The organism is Streptomyces sp. NBC_01304 (assembly GCF_035975855.1).
In the GTDB taxonomy this organism is placed as follows: domain Bacteria; phylum Actinomycetota; class Actinomycetes; order Streptomycetales; family Streptomycetaceae; genus Streptomyces.
Genome location: NZ_CP109055.1, coordinates 2,790,239 through 2,814,671, shown reverse-complemented (window position 1 = coordinate 2,814,671; position 24,433 = coordinate 2,790,239). Strand labels below are relative to the sequence as shown.

General features: G+C 72.0%; 22 protein-coding genes. 11 read left to right on the top strand and 11 right to left on the bottom strand.

Annotated elements, in window-relative coordinates; all coding sequences use genetic code 11:
- Nucleotides 1–20 precede the first annotated feature (20 nt).
- Together OG430_RS12205 and OG430_RS12200 are read left to right on the top strand one after the other, a co-directional pair.
- Nucleotides 21–1,148 carry an XdhC/CoxI family protein gene (locus OG430_RS12205; protein WP_327359061.1) on the top strand — a complete coding sequence of 376 codons (1,128 nt, stop codon included), beginning with the start codon at nucleotides 21–23 and terminating at the stop codon, nucleotides 1,146–1,148.
- A gap of 109 nt (nucleotides 1,149–1,257) precedes the next feature.
- Nucleotides 1,258–2,103, top strand: coding sequence for a universal stress protein (locus OG430_RS12200; RefSeq protein ID WP_327352484.1), 846 nt, complete (start codon nucleotides 1,258–1,260; stop codon nucleotides 2,101–2,103).
- A gap of 1 nt (nucleotide 2,104) precedes the next feature.
- Here OG430_RS12200 and OG430_RS12195 read toward each other — a convergent pair whose 3' ends face one another.
- Nucleotides 2,105–2,299 carry a DUF397 domain-containing protein gene (locus tag OG430_RS12195; RefSeq protein WP_327352483.1) on the bottom strand — a complete coding sequence of 65 codons (195 nt, stop codon included), beginning with the start codon at nucleotides 2,297–2,299 and terminating at the stop codon, nucleotides 2,105–2,107.
- A complete protein-coding gene (locus OG430_RS12190) occupies nucleotides 2,296–3,153 on the bottom strand; it encodes a helix-turn-helix domain-containing protein (RefSeq protein ID WP_327352482.1) in 858 nt (285 codons plus the stop codon). The genes OG430_RS12195 and OG430_RS12190 overlap by 4 nt, the downstream gene beginning before the upstream one ends.
- A gap of 103 nt (nucleotides 3,154–3,256) precedes the next feature.
- Between OG430_RS12190 and OG430_RS12185 the strand changes: the two genes are divergently transcribed.
- The gene (locus OG430_RS12185; protein ID WP_327352481.1) at nucleotides 3,257–3,706 is read left to right on the top strand and encodes an ATP-binding protein; all 450 of its coding nucleotides are present in this window, start codon (nucleotides 3,257–3,259) and stop codon (nucleotides 3,704–3,706) included.
- A 66-nt stretch (nucleotides 3,707–3,772) separates the two neighbouring features.
- Entirely contained in the window at nucleotides 3,773–4,987 is a 1,215-nt protein-coding gene (locus tag OG430_RS12180; RefSeq protein WP_327352480.1) for a cytochrome P450, read from the top strand.
- A gap of 85 nt (nucleotides 4,988–5,072) precedes the next feature.
- Here OG430_RS12180 and OG430_RS12175 read toward each other — a convergent pair whose 3' ends face one another.
- Nucleotides 5,073–5,381 (bottom strand): acyl carrier protein, encoded by a 309-nt coding sequence (locus tag OG430_RS12175; protein ID WP_327352479.1) that lies wholly within the window; start codon nucleotides 5,379–5,381, stop codon nucleotides 5,073–5,075.
- 159 nt (nucleotides 5,382–5,540) lie between these two features.
- Between OG430_RS12175 and OG430_RS12170 the strand changes: the two genes are divergently transcribed.
- Nucleotides 5,541–6,518 carry a peptidoglycan-binding domain-containing protein gene (locus tag OG430_RS12170; protein WP_327352478.1) on the top strand — a complete coding sequence of 326 codons (978 nt, stop codon included), beginning with the start codon at nucleotides 5,541–5,543 and terminating at the stop codon, nucleotides 6,516–6,518.
- 51 nt (nucleotides 6,519–6,569) lie between these two features.
- On the opposite strand, the gene OG430_RS12165 is transcribed toward OG430_RS12170, so the two are convergent.
- Nucleotides 6,570–7,916, bottom strand: a complete 1,347-nt coding sequence (locus tag OG430_RS12165; protein ID WP_327352477.1) for a hypothetical protein — start codon at nucleotides 7,914–7,916, stop codon at nucleotides 6,570–6,572.
- 2,238 nt (nucleotides 7,917–10,154) lie between these two features.
- Between OG430_RS12165 and OG430_RS12160 the strand changes: the two genes are divergently transcribed.
- On the top strand, nucleotides 10,155–11,003 hold the full coding sequence (locus OG430_RS12160; protein ID WP_327352476.1) for a S1 family peptidase: 849 nt from the start codon (nucleotides 10,155–10,157) through the stop codon (nucleotides 11,001–11,003).
- A gap of 68 nt (nucleotides 11,004–11,071) precedes the next feature.
- Here the strand turns inward: OG430_RS12160 and OG430_RS12155 are convergent, their stop codons facing one another.
- The 3 genes from OG430_RS12155 to OG430_RS12145 form a co-directional block, all read right to left on the bottom strand.
- The gene (locus OG430_RS12155) at nucleotides 11,072–11,476 is read right to left on the bottom strand and encodes a DUF5994 family protein (RefSeq protein WP_327352475.1); all 405 of its coding nucleotides are present in this window, start codon (nucleotides 11,474–11,476) and stop codon (nucleotides 11,072–11,074) included.
- Nucleotides 11,477–11,513: 37 nt separating this feature from the next.
- Nucleotides 11,514–12,542 (bottom strand): acyl-CoA desaturase, encoded by a 1,029-nt coding sequence (locus OG430_RS12150; protein ID WP_327352474.1) that lies wholly within the window; start codon nucleotides 12,540–12,542, stop codon nucleotides 11,514–11,516.
- Nucleotides 12,543–12,648: 106 nt separating this feature from the next.
- A complete protein-coding gene (locus OG430_RS12145; protein WP_327352473.1) occupies nucleotides 12,649–13,167 on the bottom strand; it encodes a DUF5994 family protein in 519 nt (172 codons plus the stop codon).
- Nucleotides 13,168–13,426: 259 nt separating this feature from the next.
- Here OG430_RS12145 and OG430_RS12140 point away from each other — a divergent pair, with 259 nt between their 5' ends.
- Nucleotides 13,427–14,473, top strand: coding sequence for an NAD-dependent epimerase/dehydratase family protein (locus OG430_RS12140; RefSeq protein ID WP_327352472.1), 1,047 nt, complete (start codon nucleotides 13,427–13,429; stop codon nucleotides 14,471–14,473).
- 60 nt (nucleotides 14,474–14,533) lie between these two features.
- Here the strand turns inward: OG430_RS12140 and OG430_RS12135 are convergent, their stop codons facing one another.
- Complete coding sequence (locus OG430_RS12135) at nucleotides 14,534–15,889, bottom strand: hypothetical protein (RefSeq protein WP_327352471.1); 1,356 nt, start codon at nucleotides 15,887–15,889, stop codon at nucleotides 14,534–14,536.
- A gap of 112 nt (nucleotides 15,890–16,001) precedes the next feature.
- Between OG430_RS12135 and OG430_RS12130 the strand changes: the two genes are divergently transcribed.
- The gene (locus OG430_RS12130; RefSeq protein WP_327352470.1) at nucleotides 16,002–17,255 is read left to right on the top strand and encodes a molybdopterin-dependent oxidoreductase; all 1,254 of its coding nucleotides are present in this window, start codon (nucleotides 16,002–16,004) and stop codon (nucleotides 17,253–17,255) included.
- Nucleotides 17,256–17,601: 346 nt separating this feature from the next.
- Here the strand turns inward: OG430_RS12130 and OG430_RS12125 are convergent, their stop codons facing one another.
- The 3 genes from OG430_RS12125 to OG430_RS12115 all read right to left on the bottom strand — a co-directional run bounded on the left by OG430_RS12125 (nucleotide 17,602) and on the right by OG430_RS12115 (nucleotide 20,227).
- Entirely contained in the window at nucleotides 17,602–18,408 is an 807-nt protein-coding gene (locus OG430_RS12125) for a class I SAM-dependent DNA methyltransferase (RefSeq protein WP_327352469.1), read from the bottom strand.
- Nucleotides 18,405–19,019: a TIGR04282 family arsenosugar biosynthesis glycosyltransferase gene (locus OG430_RS12120; RefSeq protein WP_327359060.1), complete on the bottom strand. Its 615-nt coding sequence runs from the start codon at nucleotides 19,017–19,019 to the stop codon at nucleotides 18,405–18,407. Before OG430_RS12120 ends, OG430_RS12125 begins: the two co-directional genes overlap by 4 nt.
- 467 nt (nucleotides 19,020–19,486) lie before the next feature.
- Nucleotides 19,487–20,227 carry a glycosyltransferase family 2 protein gene (locus OG430_RS12115; protein WP_327352468.1) on the bottom strand — a complete coding sequence of 247 codons (741 nt, stop codon included), beginning with the start codon at nucleotides 20,225–20,227 and terminating at the stop codon, nucleotides 19,487–19,489.
- A gap of 160 nt (nucleotides 20,228–20,387) precedes the next feature.
- On the opposite strand from OG430_RS12115, the gene OG430_RS12110 reads away from it, so the two are divergent.
- The 3 genes from OG430_RS12110 (at nucleotide 20,388) to OG430_RS12100 (ending at nucleotide 24,075) form a co-directional block, all read left to right on the top strand.
- Nucleotides 20,388–21,323, top strand: coding sequence for a response regulator transcription factor (locus OG430_RS12110; RefSeq protein ID WP_327352467.1), 936 nt, complete (start codon nucleotides 20,388–20,390; stop codon nucleotides 21,321–21,323).
- A 5-nt stretch (nucleotides 21,324–21,328) separates the two neighbouring features.
- On the top strand, nucleotides 21,329–22,447 hold the full coding sequence (locus tag OG430_RS12105) for a sensor histidine kinase (protein WP_327352466.1): 1,119 nt from the start codon (nucleotides 21,329–21,331) through the stop codon (nucleotides 22,445–22,447).
- Nucleotides 22,448–22,785: 338 nt separating this feature from the next.
- Complete coding sequence (locus OG430_RS12100; protein WP_327359059.1) at nucleotides 22,786–24,075, top strand: phosphatase PAP2 family protein; 1,290 nt, start codon at nucleotides 22,786–22,788, stop codon at nucleotides 24,073–24,075.
- Nucleotides 24,076–24,433 lie beyond the last annotated feature (358 nt).

The following is a 24,433-nucleotide window of genomic DNA, read 5'->3' as shown; positions in this document are numbered from 1 at the left end:
ACACCCGTCAGGAGATCGACATGCTGGACATCGCCGAAGAGTTGAACCGGTGGGTCGAGCAGGGGCGTGACTTCGTCGTCGCCACGGTGGTGGCCGTCAGCGGGAGCGGGCCCCGGGAAACGGGCGCGGCCCTCGCTGTCGACAGCGAGGGCACGGCGCTCGGGTCGGTCTCCGGCGGGTGCGTGGAGGGCGCTGTCTACGAGCTCTGCCTGCAGTCCCTCCAGGACGGCGAGACCGTCCTCGAACACTTCCGTCACAGCGACGAGGACGCCTTCGCCATGGGTCTGACCTGCGGCGGCACCATCGACATCCTCGTCACCCCGATGCCCGCGAACGCTCCGGGACGGGGGGTGTTCGCGGCCGCGCTGGCCGCCGCCGCCTCCGGCGAGGCGGCGGCGGTCGCGCGGATCACCGAAGGCCCCGCCGAACTCCTCGGCAAGGCCCTCCTGGTCCGCCCCGACGGCACATACGAGGGGTCCTTCGGCGGCCATCCCGAGCTGGACCGCACCGCGGTCGGCGAGGCCGCCGCGATGCTGGACGCCGGCCGGACCGGCACCGTCGAGATAGGCGAGGACGGCAGCCGTTGCGGCCGTCCCCTGACCCTGCTCGTCGAGTCGGCCGTCACCGCCCCGCGCATGCTCGTCTTCGGCGCCATCGACTTCGCCTCCGCGCTCTGTCGCGTGGGCAAGTTCCTCGGCTACCGCGTCACCGTCTGCGACGCCCGCCCCGTCTTCGTGACGCGGACCCGCTTCCCAGAGGCGGACGACGTCGTCGTCGAGTGGCCGCACAAGTACCTCAAGCGCACCGAGGTCGACGGCCGCACGGTCATCTGCGTACTGACCCACGACGCCAAGTTCGACGTCCCGCTCCTCGAACTGGCCCTCAGACTTCCCGTCGCGTACGTCGGCGCGATGGGCTCCCGCCGCACCCACCTGGACCGCAACGAGCGGCTCCGCGAGGCCGGTGTCTCCGAGCTCGAACTGGGCCGGCTGCGCTCCCCGATCGGCCTCGACCTCGGCGCGCGTACGCCCGAGGAGACGGCCCTGTCGATCGCCTCGGAGATCGTCGCGGCCCGCCGCGGTGGCTCTGGCGTTTCGCTGACGGGGGCGCACACCCCGATCCACCCGTCCGAAGACCATCACCCCTGAGGATCCTTCTGATTCCTCCACCGAAAGGGCCCGTCGCCCCAACGACGGGCCCTTTCGCATGACCTTGGTCCCTTACGCCCCAATTACCCGGTTGAGGCATGCTGGGCGTATGAGCAGCAACGCACCTGTCCTCGTGGCCGTAGACGGTTCGCAGCACAGCCTCGACGCCCTTCGGTGGGCCCTCGACGAGGCCGTTCTGCGGGATGCGGAGGTCCTCGCTCTCCATGTGAGCGCGGCGGCGGACGGCGACCCCGTCGCCGCCCGGATCGCCGAGGTCCTGGCCGGCCGCGACCGTGCACCGCAGGTGTCGTACGAGACCGTCGACGGCACGCCCGCCGCCGTGCTGGCCGAGCGGGCCGCCAAGGCCCAGCTCCTGGTCCTCGGCTCCCGTGGACTCGGCGGCTTCGCCGCGCTGCTGCTCGGCTCCACCGGCCGCAAGTGCGCGGCGAACGCGCCCTGCCCGGTCGTCGTGGTCCCGCACGCCACGCGTACGGCAGAGGCGCCCGTGCCCGAGGGCGGCCATGGCAGGGTCGCGCTCGGGCTCTCCCCGCAGGAGACCTCCGACGAGGCGATCGAGTTCGCCTTCGCCGAGGCCGAGCGGCGCGGTGCCGAACTCCAGGTGATCTCCACCTACTTGGTGCCGCTCACGTCCCTCACGCGCGTCGGCGAACTGGTCGACGCCCCGGACACGGACCAGGCCCGCGTCGTCGAGGCCGCCCAGTCCGCCCGGCTCGCCCCCTTCGCCGAGCGGCACCCGGCGGTGGCTGTCGTCCCCGTGGTCACCGCGGGCGACCCGGCCGGCCGGTTGGTCACCGGCTCCCGTACGGCCGACCTGACGGTGGTCGGCCGCCACCGCCGCCGGTTGCGGCCGGACGCGCTGGTCATGGGCTCGGTGACCAACGCGGTGTTGCAGCATGCGCAGGGGTCGGTCGCCGTTGTGCCTGGCGCGGAGTGACCTAGTCGCGTACGCGGGTGAGGAAGGCGGACCAGGCGTCCGGGCTGATGGTGAGGGTGTCGCCGTCGGGGCGCTTGGAGTCTCGGATGTGCACTGCGTCTGCGTGGGCGGGGCAGGTGGCGACTTCGAGGCATTCGCCGCCCGAGCCGCCGCTGTAGCTCGACTTGAACCAGGCGAGGGCTTCGGTGTTCTTCATCGCTGCTCCAGCTTCTCCTCGACCAATGCCAGGGACTCACGTGGCGGCAATGCCGCTGCGCGCATGATCCCATAGCGTTCGGAGAGGACGCGGACCTTTGCGGGGTCCGTGATCAACGTGGGCTGTTCCTGGACTTCGGTGTAACCGATCTGGTGGTTCTGCCCCTTGGGGACCAGCAGGTTGAACGCGCCGTCCATGTTGGGGTGTTCCAGGCAGGCGGTGGGCATCACCTGAAGTTCCACGTTCCGCATCCGGCCCACTTCAAGAAGGCGCCGCAGCTGCGTCTCGTGAACAGCTCGTCCTCCGATTGGCCTGTCCAGGATGGACTCCTCCAGGACGTAGCTGATCACCGGAAGCGGGGTGCGCGCGAAGACCTTCTGGCGGTCCAGACGGTCGGCCACCCGCTTCTCCACGGTCTCCGTGTCAACGAGAGGGCGCCTCTTGGAGATTACAGAGTGTGCGTGCTCGGCGGTCTGGAGCAGACCCGGCATGCCGTGGTTGGCGTAGAAGTGCAGCTCGACCCCTTCGGCCTCCAACTCCGCATACCCCCGATACCACTCAGGGTGCCTCGTCCTCGCCCGCGCCAGCGCTTCTCGCACATCAGGGATTGCTGCCACCAGCACACCCCGCGCATCCAGCACCTTGTCGGCCCGCTCCAGGAAGTCCGGCTGCGGTGTACGTCGACCGCGCTCGATCGCGGAGATCAGGTCCACGCTCACATGCAAGGCATCGCCCAGTTCCTTCTGGCTCCAACTCAGCGCCTCCCGAAGGGCCTTGATCTGCTTCCCCAGGGCCCTGAACAGGTGGGCCGTGCCATCCACTTCCGCGGGCCGTTCCGGTCGGTCGTCGCGCATGTCCGTACCACCCCGTACAGCATGCCGTACGTACTCGTACAGACACGCTCCGTCGCGTCGTCGGTCCTGGTCAGCGTACGACCAACCCGCCACGCTCGGTGACATGAAAGCCCAAATCGCCACTCCCGACCAAGAGTTGAGCTTCGTCCAGCTCTTCAGCGCCACCCCGCGAGGCGCCCGCCTCGCCCGCAGGCTCGCCCTGCACCAGCTCGACGAGTGGGGCATCCCGCACGGCACGGAGACCTCCGACGCGGTGGCGAGCGTGATCGCCGAGCTCGCCGCGAACGCGGTCACGCACGGCCATGTGCCGGGCCGGGACTTCGAGTTGAGGCTCGTGCTCGACGGCGTACGGCAGCGACTGCGCGTGGAGGTCTCGGACGCCCGCGCCGATCGCGACCCCGCGCTGCGGCGGCGGGCGGACGATGCCGAGGGAGGGCGCGGGCTGCAGCTCGTGGACGCCCTCGCCGAGGACTGGGGCGTTCGGGACCGCGGTGTGGGCAAGACCGTGTGGGCGGAGGTCAAAGGGCCTGACGTTCAACATCAGTTGACGTAGCCTGACGCCTCATCACAGGCCCGTCGGCGACCGCAGGCATGCCCGGTCGCCACGAGAGGAGATCCGATGAGTGAGACTACGGTTCCGGTTCCGCACGGCCTTCCCATGGAGCGCAACGCCGGTCCCTTCGACCCGCCCCGCGAGATCACCGCGCTGCGCGAGGCCCGCCCGGTCAGCCCGCTGGTCTTCCCCGACGGGCACGAGGGCTGGCTCGTCACCGGCTACGAGGCGCTGCGGCAGCTCATGGCGGACACCCGGTTCAGCTCCCGCCAGGACATCGGCGTACTCCACATCCCGTACGAGACTCCCGGCATGCCGTCTCCGACGGAGCCGTCCCCGCAGATACCGGGCGTGTTCATCGCGATGGACCCGCCGGACCACACCCGGCTGCGGCGCAAGCTGACCGGCGCGTTCACCGCGAAGCGCATGAAGCAGCTCGAAGAGGGCGTCACCGAGATCGTCGAACGGCAGCTGGACGCGATGGCGCAGCTGACTCCGCCGGTCGACCTGGTCAAGGAGTTCGCGCTGCCGGTGCCGTCCCTGGTGATCTGCGAACTGCTCGGTGTGCCGTACGCGGACCGGGACACCTTCCAGGTCAACTCCGCAAAGTTCATGGAGAAGGAGGTGGAGCTGGAGGAGAAGATGGCAGCGTACGGCGCGCTGACCACGTACCTGGCCCAGCTGGTGATCAGCAAGCGCGCCGAGCCCGCCGAGGACATCCTGTCCGACCTGGCCGGCCACGAGGACCTCACCATTGAAGAACTCACGGGCATGGCCTTCCTGTTGCTGCTCGCGGGCTTCGAGACCACGGCCAACATGCTGGGCCTCGGCACCTTCGCGCTCCTTGAGCACCCCGAGCAGATGGCCGAACTGCGGGCGAATCCGGACCTGTTCGCGGGTGCGGCCGAGGAGCTGATGCGCTACCTGTCCGTGGCCGACATCTTCTTCCGGTACGCCACGGAGGACATCGAGCTCGGCGGCGAGACCATCACCAAGGGCTCGACCGTCGTCGTCTCCCTGCTGGCCGCCAACCGCGACCCCAAGCGCTTCGACGACCCCGACGCCCTGGACATCCGCCGCAACGCCCGTGGCGAGCTGGGCTTCGGCCACGGCGTCCACCAGTGTCTGGGCTCGCAGCTCGCCCGGATGGAGATGCGCACCGGATTCGAGGCACTGCTGCGCCGCTTCCCGACCCTCGAACTGGCCGTCCCCGCCGACGAGGTGAAGGTCAGGAGCGACATGAACATCTACGGCGTGCACGCGCTGCCGGTCACCTGGTAGCCGCCCGGCCGACTGGCTGGTCGACTGACCGTCCGACTGACTCGCCGACTGACTGTCCGACCGCTTGGCCGCCTGCCCGTCCGTGTCATCGCGGGGCGGGCGGCGCCGCGCTCAGGACCAGGGCCACGAGGTCGCGTACCGTCTCGGCCTCGCGCAGGACCGTCTCGTCCGCGACGATGCCGTACTGCATGGCGAGGCGGTCGGCCAGGGCGGAGAAGTCCAGGCTGTCCGCCTCCAGGTCGGCCACGAGGCGGGCCCAGAGCGGTACGTGCTCGACGGCGAGGCCCAGCGTGTCGGCGCACAGGGCGCGGATCTGCAGGGTGAGTTGATCGTCGGCCCGGACTCGGTCGCGGAGGTCGATGATCTGGTGGCGTAGGTCGATCGGCTCGGACATATCCCTATGAGGGGGTATGGAGCGGTGGCATTCCAAGGCTTCTTCGCGACTCTTCCGGGCAAACCACTCATCTCGGTCAACTGGGATGGCGGAGTGGGGTTACCGTCGGTCAGTCTGCATAATCGTCGACCGCAAGCCAGAGGGAAGGCGTGGACGACGGTGGACGCACAGTATTGCCCCGCGTGCGGCGCGCAGCGGTTGCCCGATCTGCGGCCGGCCTGCGACTGCGCACTGCGGGCGCGGCAGGCGGATCAGGCCTCGGAGGCCGAGGTCGCGCCGGGGACCGTGGTCGTGGACGAGGCCGGTCCGGTGTTCGGGCAGGTGGCGCCGCCGGGTCAGGCGGAGGCCGCGCGGCGCGAGGCGGACGTCGAGCTCTTCGACGAGCTGGAGCAGACGCGCGCCCAGGCGCCGCCCGCGCAGCCGCTTCCGCCGGAGGTGGCGGACGCCGGGGCGGGTGACGGTCTGGTGCATGCCTCCGGTGACGCCGCCGGCCATGTCGCCGGTCATGTCGTCGGTCATGATGAGGATCCGTACGCGCCCGTACGTAACCGGAAGCGCCCGGCGATCGTATTCGGCCTGGCGGCCGCGGTGGTGCTGACCGCCGGGGCGCTGGGGGCGGCCGGTGGAATGTTCAGCTCCGAACCCGGCGCCGACGGGGTGAGCGTGCGGGCCGGAGGTCCGTCCGACGCCGCGTCGCCGAGTGCCGCCGACTCGCCCGACGCCTCCGCCTCGAAGTCCGAGCGTGCGAGCCGCAGTTCGACACGCCCCGCCTCGCCGAGCGAGTCCGCCTCCGCGCGGCCGTCGTCCTCGGCCTCGCCCTCCTCCGGTGTGACGCGGCCGTCGTCCTCCGCCTCCGCGTCCAAGTCGCCGAGCCCGTCCAGCTCCAAGCCGTCGTCCAGCCCGGCCGAGACGCCGGGCACGCTGCGCCGGGGCGACCGCGGCGACGAGGTCGTCGAGCTCCAACTGCGGCTGCAGCAGCTGCAGTTGTACGTCGGTGCCGCGCACGGCAACTACAACGCCGAGGTCGAGCAGGCCGTCGCGCGGTTCCAGGAGGCGCGGGCCATCGGGGAGGAGTCCGGGGTGTACGGGCCGGTGACGCGGCGGCAGGTGGAGGCGGAGACGTCCGATCCGGACTAGCTCCGCGTGCGCGGAGCCGGTCCGTGGTCGGGGTCCGGTCGAGGTTGCTCCTCATTTCTCGTAGATGGTGGAGCAGAGGCCGATCGTGTCGCCGGGCACCCTGACGGTGGACACCTCGTCGCCGTAGCCGTCCCCTCCTCGTTTGGAGAGGAAGTGGTAGGTGCCCGGGGTCAGTCGGAGCTCGACCTTCGGGTACTTCTTCAGGTCGGCCGAGCAGCTCTTGTCGTCGGAGGCCTTCCGGGTGGGGTACACCTTGCAGCTGCCGCACGCCTTGAGGTCGGCCGTGCCGGTCATCGGGCCGGTGTAGAGCATCTGGCCCGACTCCGGTGAGTCGTTCAGGACCAGGAAGACGGTCCGCTTGCCGCCCGGGGCGCGCTCCGGCGGCAGCCGGCTGCCGGCCGAGGCCTTCACCTTGGCGATCTCCGCCGCGGTCGCGATGTCCTTGGCCCAGCCGTGGCGGCCGCTGTCCGGGTAGGTCTTGGCGTAGTCGTCCATCGTGGCCCTGGCGGCCTCGAAGTCCTTGTCCTTGAACTGGTCGACGCCACAGGCGAAGACGCCCTTCTCCACCGAGCTGTCGCTCTCCTTGCTCAGCGCTTCGGAGGCGTCGGGCGGCAGCCCGCCCACCGTCTTGCCGATGTTGCGCAGTCCTTCGGTGACCTCGCACGGGTCGGAGCCCTTCAACTCCTCGACGCGCGAGTCGATTTCGGCGCGGATGTCCGGCTCGACCTTGTCCGCCTGCTTCGACTCCGGGAAGGTGCTGAGGAGTTCGGCCAGGCTGCCGCCTCCGCCGTCCGAGCCGCCTCCCTCGTCCGCTGAGCCGAGCTCGGACATGCCGCACTCGTAGAACGACGTGGCGAGCCGTTCGTCGGGCCACTTCGCGAGTTTGCCCAGGACGTCCTCGTCGACCTTCTTCGGCACGGTCCGCAGATACTTCAACGGCTCGACGGCCTCGCAGTACGCCCGCTCGGTGTAGGGCTGCGCGACAGCCTTGTAGAGCGCGTCGAGGCTGTCCGGGACCCGGTCCGCGGCGCGTGAACCCGCGTGGTCCTCGCCGAGTTCGCCGTAGGTGCCGAGGGCTCGCGTGTAGTCCTTCTCCGATTTCGCGAAGGTCTTCGCCTCCGCCCGGTCGACGACCTTGTCGGCCTTGTCGAGGCGTTCGAGCAGCATCTTCTCGACGGCCTCGTCGTGCGCGGCGTCGTACGCGTACGCGCCGCCCGCGGGCACCAGGAGCAGCACGAGGCCGAGGATCACGGCCAGGCCCGAGCGGAGTCTGGCGACGCCCAGGGGAGTACGCAGCGCACGGCGTGCCCCGTCGGCGGCGGCGAGCGCGAGTACGGCGGCGTAGCCGATGACGTAGGCCATGGGGATGCCGTCGGGCTCGGCCGGGAGCGCGACCACGAGCAGCGCGATGGTGGCGGCCCAGCACAGCCCGGCCAGGAGCCATTGCCGCAGCGCGAGATAGCCGAGCCCGAGCCCGGTGAGGTTGAGCAGGCCTACGGCGGCGGAGCGCTTGGGGTCAGGGTTGGGCCGGGGGGCGCCGCCGGGCGGGGGACCGGGCGGTCCCGGCGGAGGAGGTGGGGGCCAGTCCGGTGGGGTGCCGGGGCCCTGCGGGGGCCAGTCGGGGGGTGGGGCTGCGGGGGGTTGGCCGGGGTGTTGGGGCGGCCAGGGGTGTTGGGGTGGGGCTTGCGAGGGCTGGCCCTGGTCGGGTGGGCCTTGGGGTGGCCAGCCTTGTTGGGGTGGGCCTTGGTCGGGTGGGCCTTGGGGTGGCCAGCCTTGTTGGGGTGGGCCTTGGTCGGGTGGGCCCTGGGGTGGCCAGCCCTGTTGGGGTGAGCCTTGCGGGGGTTGGGCTTGGTCGGGTGGGTCTTGTTGTGGCCAGCCTTGTTGGGGTGGGCCTTGTGGGGGTTGGGCTTGCTGGGGTGAGCCTTGTTGTGGCCAGCCCTGTTGGGGTGGGCCTTGTGGGGGTTGGGCTTGCTGGGGTGGGCCTTGTGGGGGCCAGCCCTGTTGGGGTGGGCCTTGTGGGGGTTGGGCTTGCTCGGGTGAGCCTTGTTGTGGCCAGCCCTGTTGGGCGGAGCCTTGCGGTGGCCAAGCTTGCGGAGCTGGGCCTTCCGGTGGCCGACCTTGCCGGGCGGCGCCGGGAGTTGGGGCCTCGCCGGGAGCTGCGCCTGGGCCCGCCTCGGGGCCGTAGCCGGGTTGGGGCGAGCGGGGTGGCGGGGCCCAGGTGGGCTGGTCGGGACCGCCGCCCGGGGGTTGGGCGGATGCGGCGTGCGGCGGTCCCGCGTACGGCCGGCCGGCCGGCGGGCCCTCGCCCGGTGCGGGGGGCGGGGGCTGCGCGTGCGGCGACTGTGCGTACGGCGAGTGCGTATAAGCCGACTGTGCGTCCGGAATCGGCGGCCGGGCCGGATCCTGCCCCGGGCTCACCCGATGGTCGGGCGCGGGCTCCTCCGGAGTGAGCCAACTGGGCGGTGGCGGGGCGGGAGTTGATGGCCCCTCCGGCTGGCGAGGCGCGTCCTGCACTCCGGGCCACGGGGCGCCTGCGCGTGGGTCTGGGCCGGGTGGTCCGGGGCGGTCCGTCACGGGGTCCTGGGCCGGAGGCTGGTCGGCGTCCGTCACGGGGGCCGGGGAGCGAGGCTGGTAGTGGTCATCCGCGGGGCTCGCGCCGGGAGGCGGGTAGCGGTCGTCCACGGGGTCTGGGCGGGGTGGTTCGTGGCGGTCGTGGATGGGGTCTGGGCCGGGGGGTTGGTAGTGGTTGTCCGTCGGGTCCGGGCCGGGAGGCGGGTAGCGGTCGTCCACGGGGGCCGGGCGGGGTGGTTGGTGGCGGTCGTGGATGGGGTCTGGGCTGGGGGGTTGGTAGTGGTTGTCCGTCGGGTCCGGGCCGGGAGGCGGGTAGCGGTCGTCCACGGGGGCCGGGCGGGGTGGTTGGTGGCGGTCGTGGATGGGGTCTGGGCCGGGAGGTTGGTAGTGGTCGTCCGTCAGGTCTGGGCGGGGAGGCTGGTGGCGGTGGTCCGCGGGGTCTGGGCCGGGAGGCTGGTAGTGGTCGTCCGCAGGGGCCGGGCCCGGAGGTTCGTGGCGGCCGTCCGTCGGGCCCGGGGCCTCATCCTGTCCCGACCGTGCGTCTTCTCGTCCCGGTCGTCCGTCCTCCGGCCTCGACCGTGCGCCCTCCGGTTCCTGCCCTACGTCATCCTGCGGCTCCTCGCCCATGGCATCCCGCGGTTCCTGCCCCACGTCATCCTGCGGCTCCTGGCCCACGGCATCCCCCGGCTCGTCCCGCGGCCCGCGGTCCCCGCCCGGTCCGAGGTGTCGTGTCCCGTCGGACTCGAAGCGCTCGTCCCCCGATGTCATTTCCGGCCCCCCAACCGTTGTGCGGGCACCGCCACAGTCCCCCTGCGCGTGTGCCCGATACCCTCCTACGGTGCCCGCCCGCCCGAGATGTCGCAACGGAGTGCGGCGCGCCTTTTGGGGGCTGATGAAACGTGCCGACCTCTTTGCGCCCGCGCGCACCAAGACCCCGCACGCGCCCCTGGCGTTACGCGGCCGTTACTCAACTTCCTGTGCGTTGTGATCCAGTTGGGGCCTGAATGCGGGTATGCGCCTGGAAGCGTGTGATCTTCCTGCCCATCGACCCGTGAAGGGACCAAGATGCACAGAACCCTCAGAACCTCCCGTACAGGCAAGTCACTTACGAGACTCGCCGCCGTCGGGGCCGTCGCGCTCGCCGCGGTCAGCCTCGAACCGCTCGCCGCGCACGCCGGCCCGGCCACCGAGCCCGCCGGTGCGGTGCGTGCCGCGGACGGGAGCTGGGATCCCACCCCGTACGTCGTCGGCGGAATCCGGGCCAAGCAGGGGGAGTTCCCCTTCATGGTCCGGCTCTCCATGGGCTGCGGCGGCGCGCTGTACAAGAAGGACATCGTCCTCACCGCCGCGCACTGCGTGGACGGCTCGGGCCCGAACCGCACCATCACCGCGACGGCCGGCGTCGCCGACCTCAAGGACCCCAAGGCCATCAAGGTCAAGTCCACCAAGGTCCTGCAGGCTCCCGGCTACAACGGCAAGGGCAAGGACTGGGCGCTCATCAAGCTCGCCAAGCCGATCGACCTGCCGACGCTGAAGATCGCGACCAACACGACGTACAACAAGGGCAAGTTCACGGTGGCGGGCTGGGGCGCCAACCGCGAGGACGGCGCTCAGCAGCGCCACCTGCTCAAGGCCACGGTGCCGTTCGTGTCCGATGCCGCGTGCAAGGCGGCGTACGGGGCCGATCTCACGCCCAAGCAGGAGATCTGTGCCGGGTTCGTCGAGACCGGGGGTGTCGACACCTGCCAGGGGGACTCCGGTGGGCCGATGTTCCGCAAGGACGACAACAAGAAGTGGATCCAGGTCGGGATCGTGAGCTGGGGCGACGGCTGTGCCCGTCCGGGCAAGCCTGGTGTGTACACCGAGGTGTCCACGTTCGCGCGTGACATAGCGAAGGCTGCTCGCACCCTGTGACGAGGTGACGGCGCGCGACCGGCCTCCGCCGAAGGAGGCCGGTCGCGCTGCCGTTCACGGGCCCGCGCTCACCACGGCCGTGACGCGGCCGCCGTGGCGCCGGCCATGAGGAGCAGCGCCTCGGCCTCTTCCGTGTCGGGCCGCACGACCAGCAGATCCCACCTGCCCCGGCCCGGAGCGAGCAGGCAGACCGTGTCCGGGGCGTGCTGTGCGGTGCTCCGGTGCAGCCGGATCACCTGGTTGGCGACGAGGATCCGGCCCGGGAGCGCGGACCACATGGCCGGGTTGACCGTCACATGGGCGATCTGCGGCCAGCTGTGCGGCAAGGCCCGGATCAGCAGCGCCAGTTCGTCCGTGAGGTCGTCGCTGTGGGGCCACCACGCCCCGTCGATGGCCCGCGGTTCGCCGCCGGCCGGGGCCAGGCTCAGGCGGACCGTGCGCGGGGTGGGCAGGGGGTGCAGGGTCGTGGTCATGGGCGGGGGCTCCCGTGCTGGAAGGAATGGTGCGGGCTCAGGTGCGACGGGCCGCGACGCGGGCCGGAGAGGGCCAGCGCACGTCGCGCACCCAGCCGAGGCGTTCGAAGAGGCGGATGACGGCGGCGGACGGGTCGAGCTGACCGCGGTCGACGCCGTGCCGGGCGCTCGTCGGATCCGCGTGGTGCAGGTTGTGCCAGCTCTCGCCGAAAGAGATCAGGGCCAGCGGCCACAGGTTGGTGGCCCGGTCGTGGCGGCGGGTGCGGAAGGGCCGTTCGCCGACCAGGTGGCAGAGCGAGTTGACGCTCCAGGTCACATGGTGGAGCAGCGTGATCCGGACCAACCCGGCCCACAACAGGCCCGTCACCCCGTGCAGCAAGCTCCCGCCGATGGCCCAGCCCGCCGCGAACGGCAGGGCGAGCGTGAGCACGCACAGCGCGGGGAAGGCCCGGTTGACGGCGCGGATGTCGGGATCGGCGAGCAGATCGGGGGCGTAACGACGGGCCGGGGTGCGGTCGTTGCGGAACAGCCAGCCGATGTGCGCGTGGGCGAGGCCGCGGAGCTGCCCGCGCAGGTGCGTACCGTAACGGTAGGGGGAGTGCGGGTCGCCGGGCCGGTCGGTGAAGGCGTGATGGCGGCGATGGGTGGCGACCCAGCCGATGACATCGCCCTGGAAGCTCATCGAACCCGCCACGGCGAGTGCGATCCGCACCGGGCGTGCGGCGGTGAATCCGCCGTGGGTGAGCCCGCGGTGGAAGCCGACCGTCACGCCCAGGCCGGTCACGACGTAGAGGACGAGGGCGAGCACGACGTCGGCGGTGTGGATCAGGCTGCCCCACAGCAGCCAGCCGCCGAGGCCGAGCGCGAGGAACGGCACGGTGACGATCGCGCCGGTCACCGCGACGTAGAGGCGCTCACCGCCGGTGCGTCCGGGCGCCGGAGCGTCCGTGGGGAACGGTGTGGTGCCGTCGTACTCATGAGGGTTCGCGGCCTCCGACGGTGCGGCGACCGGGTCCCCGGAAACGGTGTAGGCGGACTGGGGCATGGGGGTGGAACTGACGGACATTCAGGGTCTCCTCGACCTCGCGGTCCGGGCGGTACGGGACGCGCTGCCGGGGTCAAGGGCTGCGAAGGGAGTGGGCGCGCCGTGCTGCGGGGCGCGGCGGACCTGGCTACAACGAGGCGGCCAGGCGGGTGAGTTGGACGGGCAGATCGTCCACGGCCGGTGAGTCGTGCGCGGTGGACGTTCCGTACGCGGCCTCCTCGGCCGCGATCAGTGCGCTCGCCGTGAGCTGCGGGCCGGTGGTGTCGGTCGCCGCGGCCATCAGGCGGGCGGCCGCGGCCTCACTCAGCTCCGGCGGTATCACCAGGAGGTCCCAGCGGCCGACGGTGTACGAGAGGAGCAGGATCTTGTGCGGGTCCAGCTCGGCCTTGAACCAGCCGACCTTCACCACACGCCCGCCGACGGGCACCTCGCGGGGGACCACCGGCCACTGCCCGGGGTTCACGGCGATGCGGGTGACGCGCCCCCACAGCGGGTCCAACACATCGGTCAGCGAGGGCAGTTCATGCGGGAGGTCGCGGGAACGCGGCCACCAGGCGCCGTCCAGGAGGCCGTGGCCGACAGCGGCCTCGGGCTTCAGCGCCAAGCGGGGGGTGGTGGTGCGGACGATGGCAGTGGTCGCGGACATGAGCGCGGACCCGTCTCCGGATCGCAGTCGGTGGACGGCGGCCCGGCTGTTGTCGCTCGCCGGGAACGACATTGGCGTAGTGGCCGCTGTGCGAAGTGCTCCCGGTTCCCCCAGCGTACTGCCTGGGGGAACCGGCCGGTTCGGCGGCGGCCCCGGCATTTTCGACCGGTAGGTCCGTGCCGTGCGCCGTTCCTTACGGGTCCGTGACGTCGGCGGGCGATCCGGCCGCGGGTGCCCGGCCGGGCCCTAGCGTCAGGGCATGCGCACACTCGTCACCGGCGGAGCCGGGTTCATCGGATCGCACATCGTCGAGGCACTCGAAGGACGCGGGCACGAACCCGTCGTGCTCGACGCCCTGTTGCCGAGCGCCCACCACGGCGTACCCGCGCGGCAGCCGGACGCGGAGTGGATCCACGGCGACGTACGTGACCCGGATGCGCTGCGCAGAGCGCTGCGCGGCGTGGACGCCGTGTGCCATCAGGCCGCGATGGTCGGGCTCGGCAAGGACTTCGCGGACGCTCCCGCCTATGTGAGCTGCAACGACCTGGGGACCGCGGTGCTGCTCGCCGCGATGGCCGAGACCGGGATCCGGCGCCTGGTCCTGGCCGGGTCGATGGTCGTGTACGGGGAGGGGCGCTACGACTGCGCCCAGCACGGCACCGTGCGGCCCGGACCGCGCGCCGCAGCGGATCTGCGCGAGGGCTGCTTCGAGCCCCACTGCCCGTACTGCGGCGCCGAGTTGGCCCCCGGACTGGTCGGCGAGGACGCCCCCGTCGACCCCCGCAATGTGTACGCCACGACCAAGCTGGCCCAGGAACACCTGGCCGGCGCCTGGGCCCGCGTGACCGACGGGCGGGCCGTCAGCCTGCGCTACCACAACGTGTACGGGCCCCGGATGCCGCGCGACACCCCCTATGCGGGCGTGGCCTCGCTGTTCCGCTCGGCGCTGGCCCGTGGCGAGGCGCCCCGGGTCTTCGAGGACGGCGGCCAGCGCAGGGACTTCGTGCACGTACGGGACGTGGCCGCCGCGGGGGTCACGGCGCTCGAAGCCGTCGAGGGCGGGGCGGCCGGGGCCCTCACCGCCTACAACACGGGCAGCGGTGAGCCGCACACCGTCGGGGAGATGGCCCGCGCACTGGCCGCCGCGCACGGCGGTCCGGAGCCGGTGGTCACGGGGGAGTTCCGTCTGGGCGACGTCCGGCACATCACCGCGGACTCCGCCCGGCTGCGGGCGGACCTGGGCTGGAAGCCCCAGGTCGGCTTCGCCGAGGGGATGGCCGAGTTCGCCGTGAGCGAGCTCCGGTGAGGTGGTCCAGTGTGTCTGCAGGGTCCACACGGTCCAGTGGGTCCGCAGGGGCCGCAGGGCTCACCAGCCCGTGAGCAGCAGGTGGTTGAGCAGCAGTGCCAGGCCCGCCTGAGCCGTCAGCCATGCCCGCCGCGAGCCCGGCAGGAGGGCCGTGGCGGGCAGCAGCCAGAGGGCGAAGGGCAGCCAGATGCGTTCGGTCTCGGCCTTGCTCATGCCGGACAGGTCGGCGATGGCGAGGGCGAGCAGCGCGGCCAGGGTGAGCAGGGCGACGCGGGCGGCGGACGTGCTGGTGCCGCGTACCGCTCGAACCTCCCGCAGGTTCAAGGGAGTTGAGGCCACCGCTCGGCGGAGCCCCGCCACCGTCGCCGGCCCGACCACGAGCACCGTGCAGGCCAGGTTCGCCCAGATCCAGTACCAGTACGGGCGGATGCCCCCGGCCCCTTGGTAGTAGCGCTCGACGAGAATCCGGTACGCCTCCCACCAGTTGAAGCCCAAGAGGGTGAAGGCGAGCGGCACCACCAGGGCCCCCGCGACGACGTACGGCAAGGGCCGGAGCGTACGCGTGACGGCGAGCACCGCGAGGGCGACGACCGCGATCAGCGTCAGGCCGTACGAGAGGTAGACGGTGAGGCCGAAGAGGAGGCCCGAGCCGACGGCGGCGACCACCGGCCTGCGCGCCTTGCGGGTGGCGGCGAGTGTGAGCAGGGCGATCGCCCAGGCCGCGACGGCGGCGAAGTAGCCGTCGGCGGACGCGCCCGTCCAGACGGCGGCCGGGGCGAGCACGAGGAAGGGCGCGGCGCGGCGCGCCAGTGTCTCGTCGGTCAGGGCCCGCAGCGTGACGAGCACGGCGACGGCTGCCGAGGCGGCGAGGACGATGCACCACATCCCGGCCCACGCGCCACCGCCGAGGCCGATGCGGTCGAGGCCCACGAAGGTGAGGACGGCGCCCGGCGGATGCCCCGCGATGTGGGCGGGCCAGTGGTCGGGGGACTCGATCAGGATGTGGTTCGTGTAGTCCCGCAGGGTCGCGGGGATGTCGTTGAAGCGGTCGATGACCTGCAGGTATTCGTACTTGGTGGTGAGCCGGCGGGCGATGCCGCGGTGCCAGCCGTCGATCAGGGCCAGGGAGAGGATCCAGCCCAGGGAGGCGGCCGCACTCGCTGCCAGGAGAGCCCGCCAGGGCAGTCGGGCGGCGAGGGCGGGGCCGTACGCGGTCACCGCGACGGCGATCGCGAGGGCGGCCGGGGTGCCGGGGCCCAGGTGCGGCAGCCAGTTGGCGTACAGCGGTGGCCAACCGACGTGCAGCGTCCCGTCGGTGCGCTCGATGTACGTCCCGACGACGGCGGCGACCGCGACGAGCAGCACGGCGGCGACGGCCGCCCCCACATCGCGGCGGGTCCCGGATTCTATGGTCACTCGGGCACGGTAGGCAGACCCGTGGCGATCAAGAGCCGTACGGCACCCGACGTCAGGGTTTCGTCATCTTTCGCACGCCCTGAGAGCGCGTCGGCCGTCCTACCGTCGACGCATGGAAGCCCCCCGATTTCGGCCGCGCCCCGAGCGCGTCTGGTCAAGTCCCGTACGCGGTGCGCGTTTCACGGCGGTGCTCGGCATCGTGCTGCTCGGCGGGATCACGCTGCTGTTCGTGACGGGACTGCTGTCGTACGCGGCGTACAACCCGAACCTGTCGTCGGTCAACGACAAGACGCCCGACAAGGGGCTGTTGGGCTTCTACCTCTTCGACTGGCCGACCGATCCGCCGTGGCTGTACCGCCTCACCCAGGGACTGCACGTCACGGTCGGCATCGCGCTGATCCCGGTGCTGCTCGCCAAGCTCTGGTCGGTGATCCCGAAACTGTTCGCGCTGCCTCCCGCGCGGTCGGTGGGGCACGCGCTGGAACGGGTCTCGCTGCTGCTGCTCGTGGGCGGCGGGCTGTTCGAGTTCGTCACCGGGGTGCTCAACGTCCAACTGGAGTACGTGTTTCCGGGGTCCTTCTACCCGCTGCACTTCTACGGGGCATGGGTGTTCTTCGCCGCCTTCTTGGCCCATGTGGGGCTGCGGTTGCCGCAGGCGCTGCGGGTGTTGCGCGCACGTGGGGAGAGCGGTGGACGTGCCGAGCCGGATGCGCTCGCCGCGCCCGAGCCCGCCCCGGCGACCGTCTCGCGGCGCGGTGCGCTCGCCCTGGTGGGCGGGGGCTCGCTGCTCCTTGCGGCCACCACGGCGGGGCAGAGCTTCGACGGTCCGCTGCGGCGCACCGCCCTGTTCGCCCCGCACGGCGGTGCGGATCCGGGGCGGGGGCCGAACGGATTCCAGATCAACAAGACGGCGGCCGCCGTCGGTGTCGGGGCCAGGGACACGGGGGACGGCTGGCGGCTGGTCGTCGGTGGCGGGCCGGCGGGGGAGACCCGCCTGAGCCGGCAGCAGCTGCTCCAACTCGCCCAGTACAGCGCCGCGTTGCCGATCGCCTGCGTGGAGGGGTGGTCCACCTCGGACCAGTGGTGGCGCGGGGTGCGGCTGCGTGATCTGGCCGCGCTCGCCGGGTTCGACCCGGACCGGCCACCCGGCGTACTCGTCGAATCCCTGCAAGTGCGCGGCGCGTTCCGCCGGGCCGCCCTGCGCGACAACCAGGTGCGCGACCCGCGCTCGCTGCTCGCCCTGCAGGTCAACGGCGAGGATCTGTCGCCCGATCACGGCTATCCGGCGCGCGTCATCGTTCCGGCGGCGCCCGGTGTCCTGAACACCAAATGGGTCGCCCGGCTGACCTTCGGGGAGTTGCGATGAGCGGGCACGGGAAGAGGTTCTGGAAGCGGTTGGGTCAGCGATTCGGGCGTTGGTACGGCGAGGGTCCGCTCCAACTCGCCCTGCTGCTCGGTTCGTTCGGGGTTGCGGGATACGCGGGCGTGCGGCTCCTCGAAGGCGACTGGCTCGCGATCGGGGCGTGGCTGGTCGGGGCCGCGCTCGTGCATGACCTCCTGCTGCTGCCGGCGTACGCGCTCGTGGACCGGGGTGTACGGCTCGCGTTGGGCACCCGCTCCGGGCTGGTGAACTTCGTCCGGGTGCCGGCCGCGTTGTCCGGGCTGCTCCTGCTGGTGTGGTTCCCGCTGATCACCCGGCAGTCGGCGCGGCGTTACGAGAGGTCTACCGGGCTGTCCGCCGAGGTGTTCCTGGATCGCTGGCTGGCGGTCACCGTCTGCCTGTTCGCGATGTCGGGGCTTGGGCCGGCCGTCCGTACGTGGTGGGGGCGGCGCAGCGCCACGAAGGGGCGGCCGTCCGCCTCCCACTGATCGACCGGGTGCCAGCCGAGCGGGAGGGCGTGGCCGAGCAGGGCGGCCGTGCCGAGGCGGGCCCAGGCGAAGAGGCGGCCCTCGCGGCCCCGGCCGTCGTCGATGCGGACCCGGACCCGTTCGTCCACGTCGAGCGGCGCGGTCTCGGCGATCAGCAGTCCGCCGGGCGCGAGCAGTTCGGCGGCCCGGACCAGGAGGGCGTGCGGGTCGCCGCCGATGCCCACATTGCCGTCGAGCAGCAACGCCGTACCCCAACGGCCCTCTCCCGGAAGGGAATCGAAGACGTCGCGCCGCAGGGCCGAGCCGCCGAGCCGCCGGGTACGGGCCACCGCTGCCTCGCTGACGTCGATGCCGAGCGCCCGGCGACCGCTCGCGGCGAGCGCCGCGACCAGGCGTCCGGGGCCGCAGCCGATGTCGAGCACGGTGCCCTCGCAGTGGCGCAGCGCCAACTCGTCGGCGGCATCCGCGCCCGCGCACCAGCGTTCGACGTCGAGGGGCAGCAGCCAGCCGTCGGAACGGCGCAGGAAGAGGGGGCCGCGGCCGGTGCGCAGGGCGTGTACGTAGGGGTCGGCGGACCAGGAGACGGTGGCATGGTCGCCTGTCGGGGTGCTGGTACTGGTGCCGGCGCTTGGTGTGGTGGCGGTGCTCATCGGGCGACCGCCGTGAGGCCGGCGAAGACGGCGGCGAAGCGTCCGTGCGGGGCCCCGGCGGCGACGTACGCGGCATCGGCGGCCGTGTCGACGTCCCGCAGCGGCGGCAGATCCCGCACCCGCAGTCCGGCCTCGGTCAGCCGACGGCGCTGGGCGCCACCCGTCTCGGGCACCGACATCGGCACGCCGCGCAGCAGGTCCGGATCGGGAGCGGCGAGGCCGAGGGCCCAGAACCCGCCGTCCTCGGCGGGACCGAAGAAGGCGTCGCAGTCCCGCCAGGCGTCCGCGGCCAGCGCGGGGGCGAGCAGGGCGGGGGTGATCTGCGGGGTGTCCATGCCGATGAGCAGGGCGGGCCCGGTGCAGGCGCCGAAGGCGGCGGCGAGGCGCTCGTCGAGCCCGCCCGGACACTGCGGCACGACGTCGAAGCCCGGCGGCAGCCAGGGCCCGGGCCGCCCGTCGAGGACGAGGATCCGGCGGCGGGCCGGCAAGGTGCGGACGACCGCGAGGGTGTCCGCGAGCGCGGCCTCGGCGAGGCGGGCGGCCTCGACGGGGGTGAAGGGCGGGGTGAGCCGGGTCTTGACCCGGCCGGGCAGGGGCTCCTTCGCGATCACGAGGAGGGTTGTGGTGCCGGGGCTTCCGGGCGTGGGGCGCGAGGGTCGTGCGTCGTGGTGCGGCGTGTCTTGGCCGGTCGCGCCGACGGGCGGGGTGTCGTGGTCGGGGGCAGGGGCGGGGGCGGGGGCAGGGGCAGGGGCAGGGGCAGGGGCAGGGGCGTGGTGTGTGGGTTGGGCGCCGTGGTGTGTGCTGTATCGGCTCGTTGTGCGGGCGCGTTGCGCGCCCTCGTCCGGGCCGGGGTCGTCGTGTGCGGGACGGGTGATGCTTTCCTGCGCCTTGCGGTCGCCCGCGCTGCGCTCGCCCGCTCTGCTGAGGTCCGCTCTGCTCTCGCCCGAGCTGTTCTCGGCCGTGCTGCTGGGGTCCGCGCTGTTCTCGCCTGTGCTGCTGAGGCCCGTGCTGTTCTCGCCCGTGCTGCTCAGGCCCGCTCTGCTCTCGCCTCGCGCGCCGCTGCTCGCGGTGTCCTCGCTCATCGTCCGGCCCCCGCTCCCGCCCCGGATCCCACGGAGGGCTCCCGCAGCACCTCGCGCATGTCGTGCACCGCCTGCCAGGTGCCGCGCCAGGTGCCGGTGACCTTGGACTTTCCGGTGCGGGGCAGGTAGGGCACATCGGTTTCGGTCACGCGCAGGCCCGCGTCGGACGCGCGGACCACCATCTGCAGCGGGTAGCCGCTGCGGCGGTCGGTGAGGCCGAGAGCGAGGAGCTGCGTGCGGCGTGCGGCCCGCATCGGGCCCAGGTCGCGCAGCCGCAGTCCGGTACGTCGCCGCAGCATCCGTGCCAGCGCCAGGTTCCCCGCCCGTGCATGGGCCGGCCACGCCCCCGCGCCCTCGGGGCGGCGCCGCCCGAGGACCAGGTCGGCCGCGCCTTCGGCGACGTACTCCACCAGACCCGGCAGCAGCCCCGGATCGAGGGAGCCGTCGCAGTCGCAGAAGCAGACGAACTCCGCGTCGGAGGCCTGCAGCCCGGTGTGGCAGGCCGCGCCGAAGCCGCGGCGCGGTTCGGCCACGACCGTCGCGCCGAGGGAGCGGGCGAGCGCGGCGGAGCCGTCGGTGGAGCCGTTGTCCACGACGATCGCGCGCCAGCCGGCCGGGATGCGGGAGAGCACCCAGGGCAGCGCGGCGGCCTCGTCGAGGCAGGGCAGCACGACGTCGGCACGTACGGCAGGCGGTGGTGTCGGACGGGTGGCGTCCGCTGCGGGGAAGTGGGGCATGCCACTCACCCTACGAATACGAAAGGGGCATTTCGGACTTGAGGTTCTTACGAAACGGGGACGTCCGCCGCCGAGGGCCGAAGGGCCGTGCCCCTGAGGTGGGGGCGGGTGCGAAGGTTGTCGTGGGCCGGACGTACGGCCGGAAAGCGGGAGGTCCCGGATGGAGAACGCAACGCGCGGGCACGTGCTGGTCGTCGACGACGACCCCACGGTGGCCGAGGTCGTCTCGGGCTATCTGACCCGGGCCGGGTACGCCGTCGACCGGGCCGACGAGGGGCGCTCCGCACTCGACCGCGCCGCCGCCCACCGCCCCGACCTGGTCGTCCTCGACCTGATGCTGCCGGGGATGAGCGGCTTCGAGGTGTGCCGCAGGCTGCGCGAGCAGGGCCCCGTCCCCGTGATCATGCTGACGGCGCGCGGCGACGAGGAGGACCGCATCCTCGGCCTGGAGATAGGCGCCGACGACTACGTGACGAAGCCCTTCAGCCCGCGTGAGCTCGTCCTGCGGGTCGAGTCGGTGCTGCGCCGGGCCCACTCCGCGGCGGCCCCGCCGGACCCCGGGCCCCCGGCCCTGCTCACCGCGGCGGCCCTGCGGGTCGACCCGGCGGCCCGCCGCGCCACCAAGGACGGTGCCGAACTCGCCCTGACGGTACGGGAGTTCGACCTGCTCACCTTCTTCCTGCGCCACCCCGACCGGGCGTTCACGCGCGAAGAGCTGATGCGGGAGGTGTGGGGCTGGGACTTCGGCGACCTGTCGACGGTCACCGTCCACATCCGCAGGCTGCGCGGCAAGATCGAGGACGACCCGGCCTCGCCCCGGCTCATCCGGACGGTGTGGGGGGTGGGGTACCGGTTCGGCTCGCTCGGCAGCGCGGGCGCGGAGCAGGGTGCGGGCGGGGAGCGTGCCGAGGGTGCGGTAACCCTGGCACCCGGTTCCGATGCCGAACCCCTGGCAGCCGGTTCCGATGCCGAACCCCTGGCAGCCGACCCCGATACCGAACCCCTGGCAGCCGACCCCGATACCGAACCCCTGGCAGCCGACCCCGACCCCGACCCCGGTGACGCCGCCGGGTCACCTTCACCCCGGGAGCGTTGACCGTCGTGCAGGACATCCTTCTCATCGCCCTGTTCGCCTTCGCCGGTGCCGCCTGCGTCGGGCTGCTCGGCGCGCTCGCCCTGCGTCTGCTGAGGCATCGCTCGCTCACGGTGTCGCTGACCGTGGTCGCCGCCGTCGCCGTCCTCGCGATGCTCGCCGGCACGCTCGCGGTGGCCTGGGAGATGTTCCTGTCCCGGCACGACCTGAACGTGGTCATGATCGTCGTGGCGATGGCCGCGGTGGTCTCCCTGGCCACCGCGCTGCTGCTCGGCCGCTGGGTGGTGGCCCGCAGCCAGGCGCTCACCGTCGCGGCCCGCTCCTTCGGGGACGGCGGCAGCTTCGCCGCGCCCGCCGGTCACGGCACCGCCGAACTCGCCGCGCTGAGCCGCGAGTTGGAGGCCACCAGTGCCAAACTGGACGCCTCGCGCGAACGCGAACGCGCCCTGGAGAGCTCACGGCGCGAGCTCGTCGCCTGGATCTCCCACGACCTGCGCACCCCCCTCGCCGGCCTGCGCGCCATGGCCGAGGCGCTGGAGGACGGCGTCGCCGCCGACCCCGACCGCTACCTCCGCCAGATCCGCATGGAGGTCGAGCACCTGAACTCCATGGTCGGCGACCTCTTCGAGCTCTCCCGCATCCACGCGGGCTCCCTCGCCCTCACCCCGTCCCGCATCTCCGTGTACGACCTGGTCGGCGACGCCCTCGCCGGCGTGGACCCGCTGGCCCGCGAGCACGGCGTACGCCTCGTCGGCGACCGGATCGACGCGCTGCCCGTGGAGGTCGACAGCAAGGAGATGAGCCGCGTCCTCGGCAACCTCCTGATCAACGCGATCCGCCGCACTCCCGCCGACGGCACGGTCGCGGTCGCCGCGCACCGCTCGCCGGACGGGGACGGCGTGGTCGTCTCCGTCACCGACGGCTGCGGCGGCATCCCCGAGGAGGACCTGCCCCGGGTCTTCGACACCGGCTGGCGCGGCAACCACGCCCGCACCCCTCCCGCCGGGGCGGGCCTGGGTCTCGCCATCGTGCGCGGCATCGTCGAGGCCCACCGGGGCAGGGCTGCCGTACGCAATGTGGTCGGCGGCTGCTGCTTCGAGGTGACGCTGCCCACCGCGGGTTCCTGAACTCCCTGCGGGTTCCTGAACCCCCTGCGGCTTCCTGAACTCCTTGCGGCTTCCTGGACTCCCCGCGGTTGCCGGGCCGCCCGGCCGATTCCGGGCAAGGTGCCGTTCACCGGGATGCCCGCCGCCCGCCACATCTTCTACGCTGTGCCGGGCTGCCGCTGAACGGGGGACCACCGAGGAGCAGGCCCACCCCGCTGCTCGACTAACATGATCGGGCTCAGAACACTGTCTGACCCAAAATCCAACAACTGGCCAAAACATTGATACGGGGAGCATCGCGGGTGACTTCGCGAATAGACCGCAGAACTGACTTCGCCGCGTGGCGTCGGCCGCGGGTGATGCTGTGGGCCGGGGTGGCGCTGGTGGCGTCCCTCGGATTCTTCGTCGCGATGGAGTTCGCCGAGCGTCGCTACGGCGGGGGACCGATCATCGGCCACCCCGGCGTGGAGATGCAGCAGCTGATCTTCGAACCGGAATCGTGGCCGCTGATGTACGTCAGCATGGCCTTGATGACGGTGGTCTTCACCTGGCGGGAACGCTTCACCGCGCTCGGTGTCGCGGTCGGCATCGATGTCGTCCTGTTGCTGGTCCGACTGATCTTCGACGCGAAGACCACGCTCGGCACCGGCCCGCTGTGGGTGATGCTGGCCTGCGTGGTCATGGCGTTCACGCACCGCGCCGGCCGGGAACGCGTCCTGTTGCTCAAGGGCGTCGGCCTGGGCATGCTGCTTCTCGTCGCCCGCAAGACGGGCAACATCTGGCTGCTCATCACGTCGACGACCCGCCCGACCGTGCTCGACGAGTACCTGGCGGCCGCCGATCACGCGCTGGCCAACCCGTCGTGGCTGGTCGGCCGGCTGCTCGAGGCCGCAGGCCCGGTCCCCTGGAACATCCTCCACTGGGTCTACACCCAGCTCACGGTGGCCGCGGTCGTCATCGCGTTCTACCAGCTGCGCAACGTGGCGAAGGAGCGCAGCTTCCCGCGTCACCATCTGGTGCGTACGTTCATCGTCATCGGCCTGTTCGGTCCGGCGATCTACATGATCTTCCCGGTGGTCGGTCCGGTCTACGCGTTCGGCAGCCAGGGCGGCCAGTGGGCGGTGGCCAACCTGTGGCCCGACGTGCTGCCGTCGGTCACCGTCCCGCAGCATCTCCCGTTCAACGACTTCACCCCGCGCAACTGCATGCCCAGCCTGCACACGGCGTGGGCCACCGCGATCTTCATCCATTCCCGCCAGGCGCCCCGGGCGCTGCGCTACGCGGGCACGTTCTGGCTGGTCGCGACGCTGAGCGCGACGCTGGGATTCGGCTACCACTACGGCGTGGACATCCTCGCCGGCGTGGTGTTCACCCTCACCATCGAGGCGGGCCTGCGCTCGCAGGCGCGCGGCTGGGACCGGTCGGGCATCCAGCTCGTCGCGTACGGCACGACGGTCTTCGCCGCGCTCCTGGTCTCGTACCGCTATCTGCCGATGGAGATGGCCCGCTACCCGTGGCTCTTCGGGCCGCTCCTCCTGCTGGTGACGGCGTCGGTGATCTACGGCTACGTACGCACCACCAACCTGTGGGAGCCGAAGACCGCACCGGCGCGGCAGCCGGTGGCGGAGCCGCAGCCCGAACTGGTCTGAACCCGGCTCCGGGTGCCCGTGGGGCGGTCGGGGCCGGTGACGGCGCATTCCCCGTCCATGGGTGAACTAGCGGAGCTTTATCTCGGGACAGGCACGTCCAACTCGCGGTCATCACGGGCGGTTTGGATAGGGGTTCCGTGAAGTGGAATCAGGATTTCGTCCGCCAAGTGCTCCAGGTCACATTCGTACGGCGGAATCGGGTCATAGGTACATGATCGACGCCTTGCGGAGTGCACTCTTTGCAATACGCGTACCTAGCTCACCGTTGGCGCCCAGAGGATCTTGATAGCCTCGAAAGTATTGCGGTGGCCATGGACAGGGGGAGTTATGGCTGTCAATGAAAAGGTGGATGAGCCAC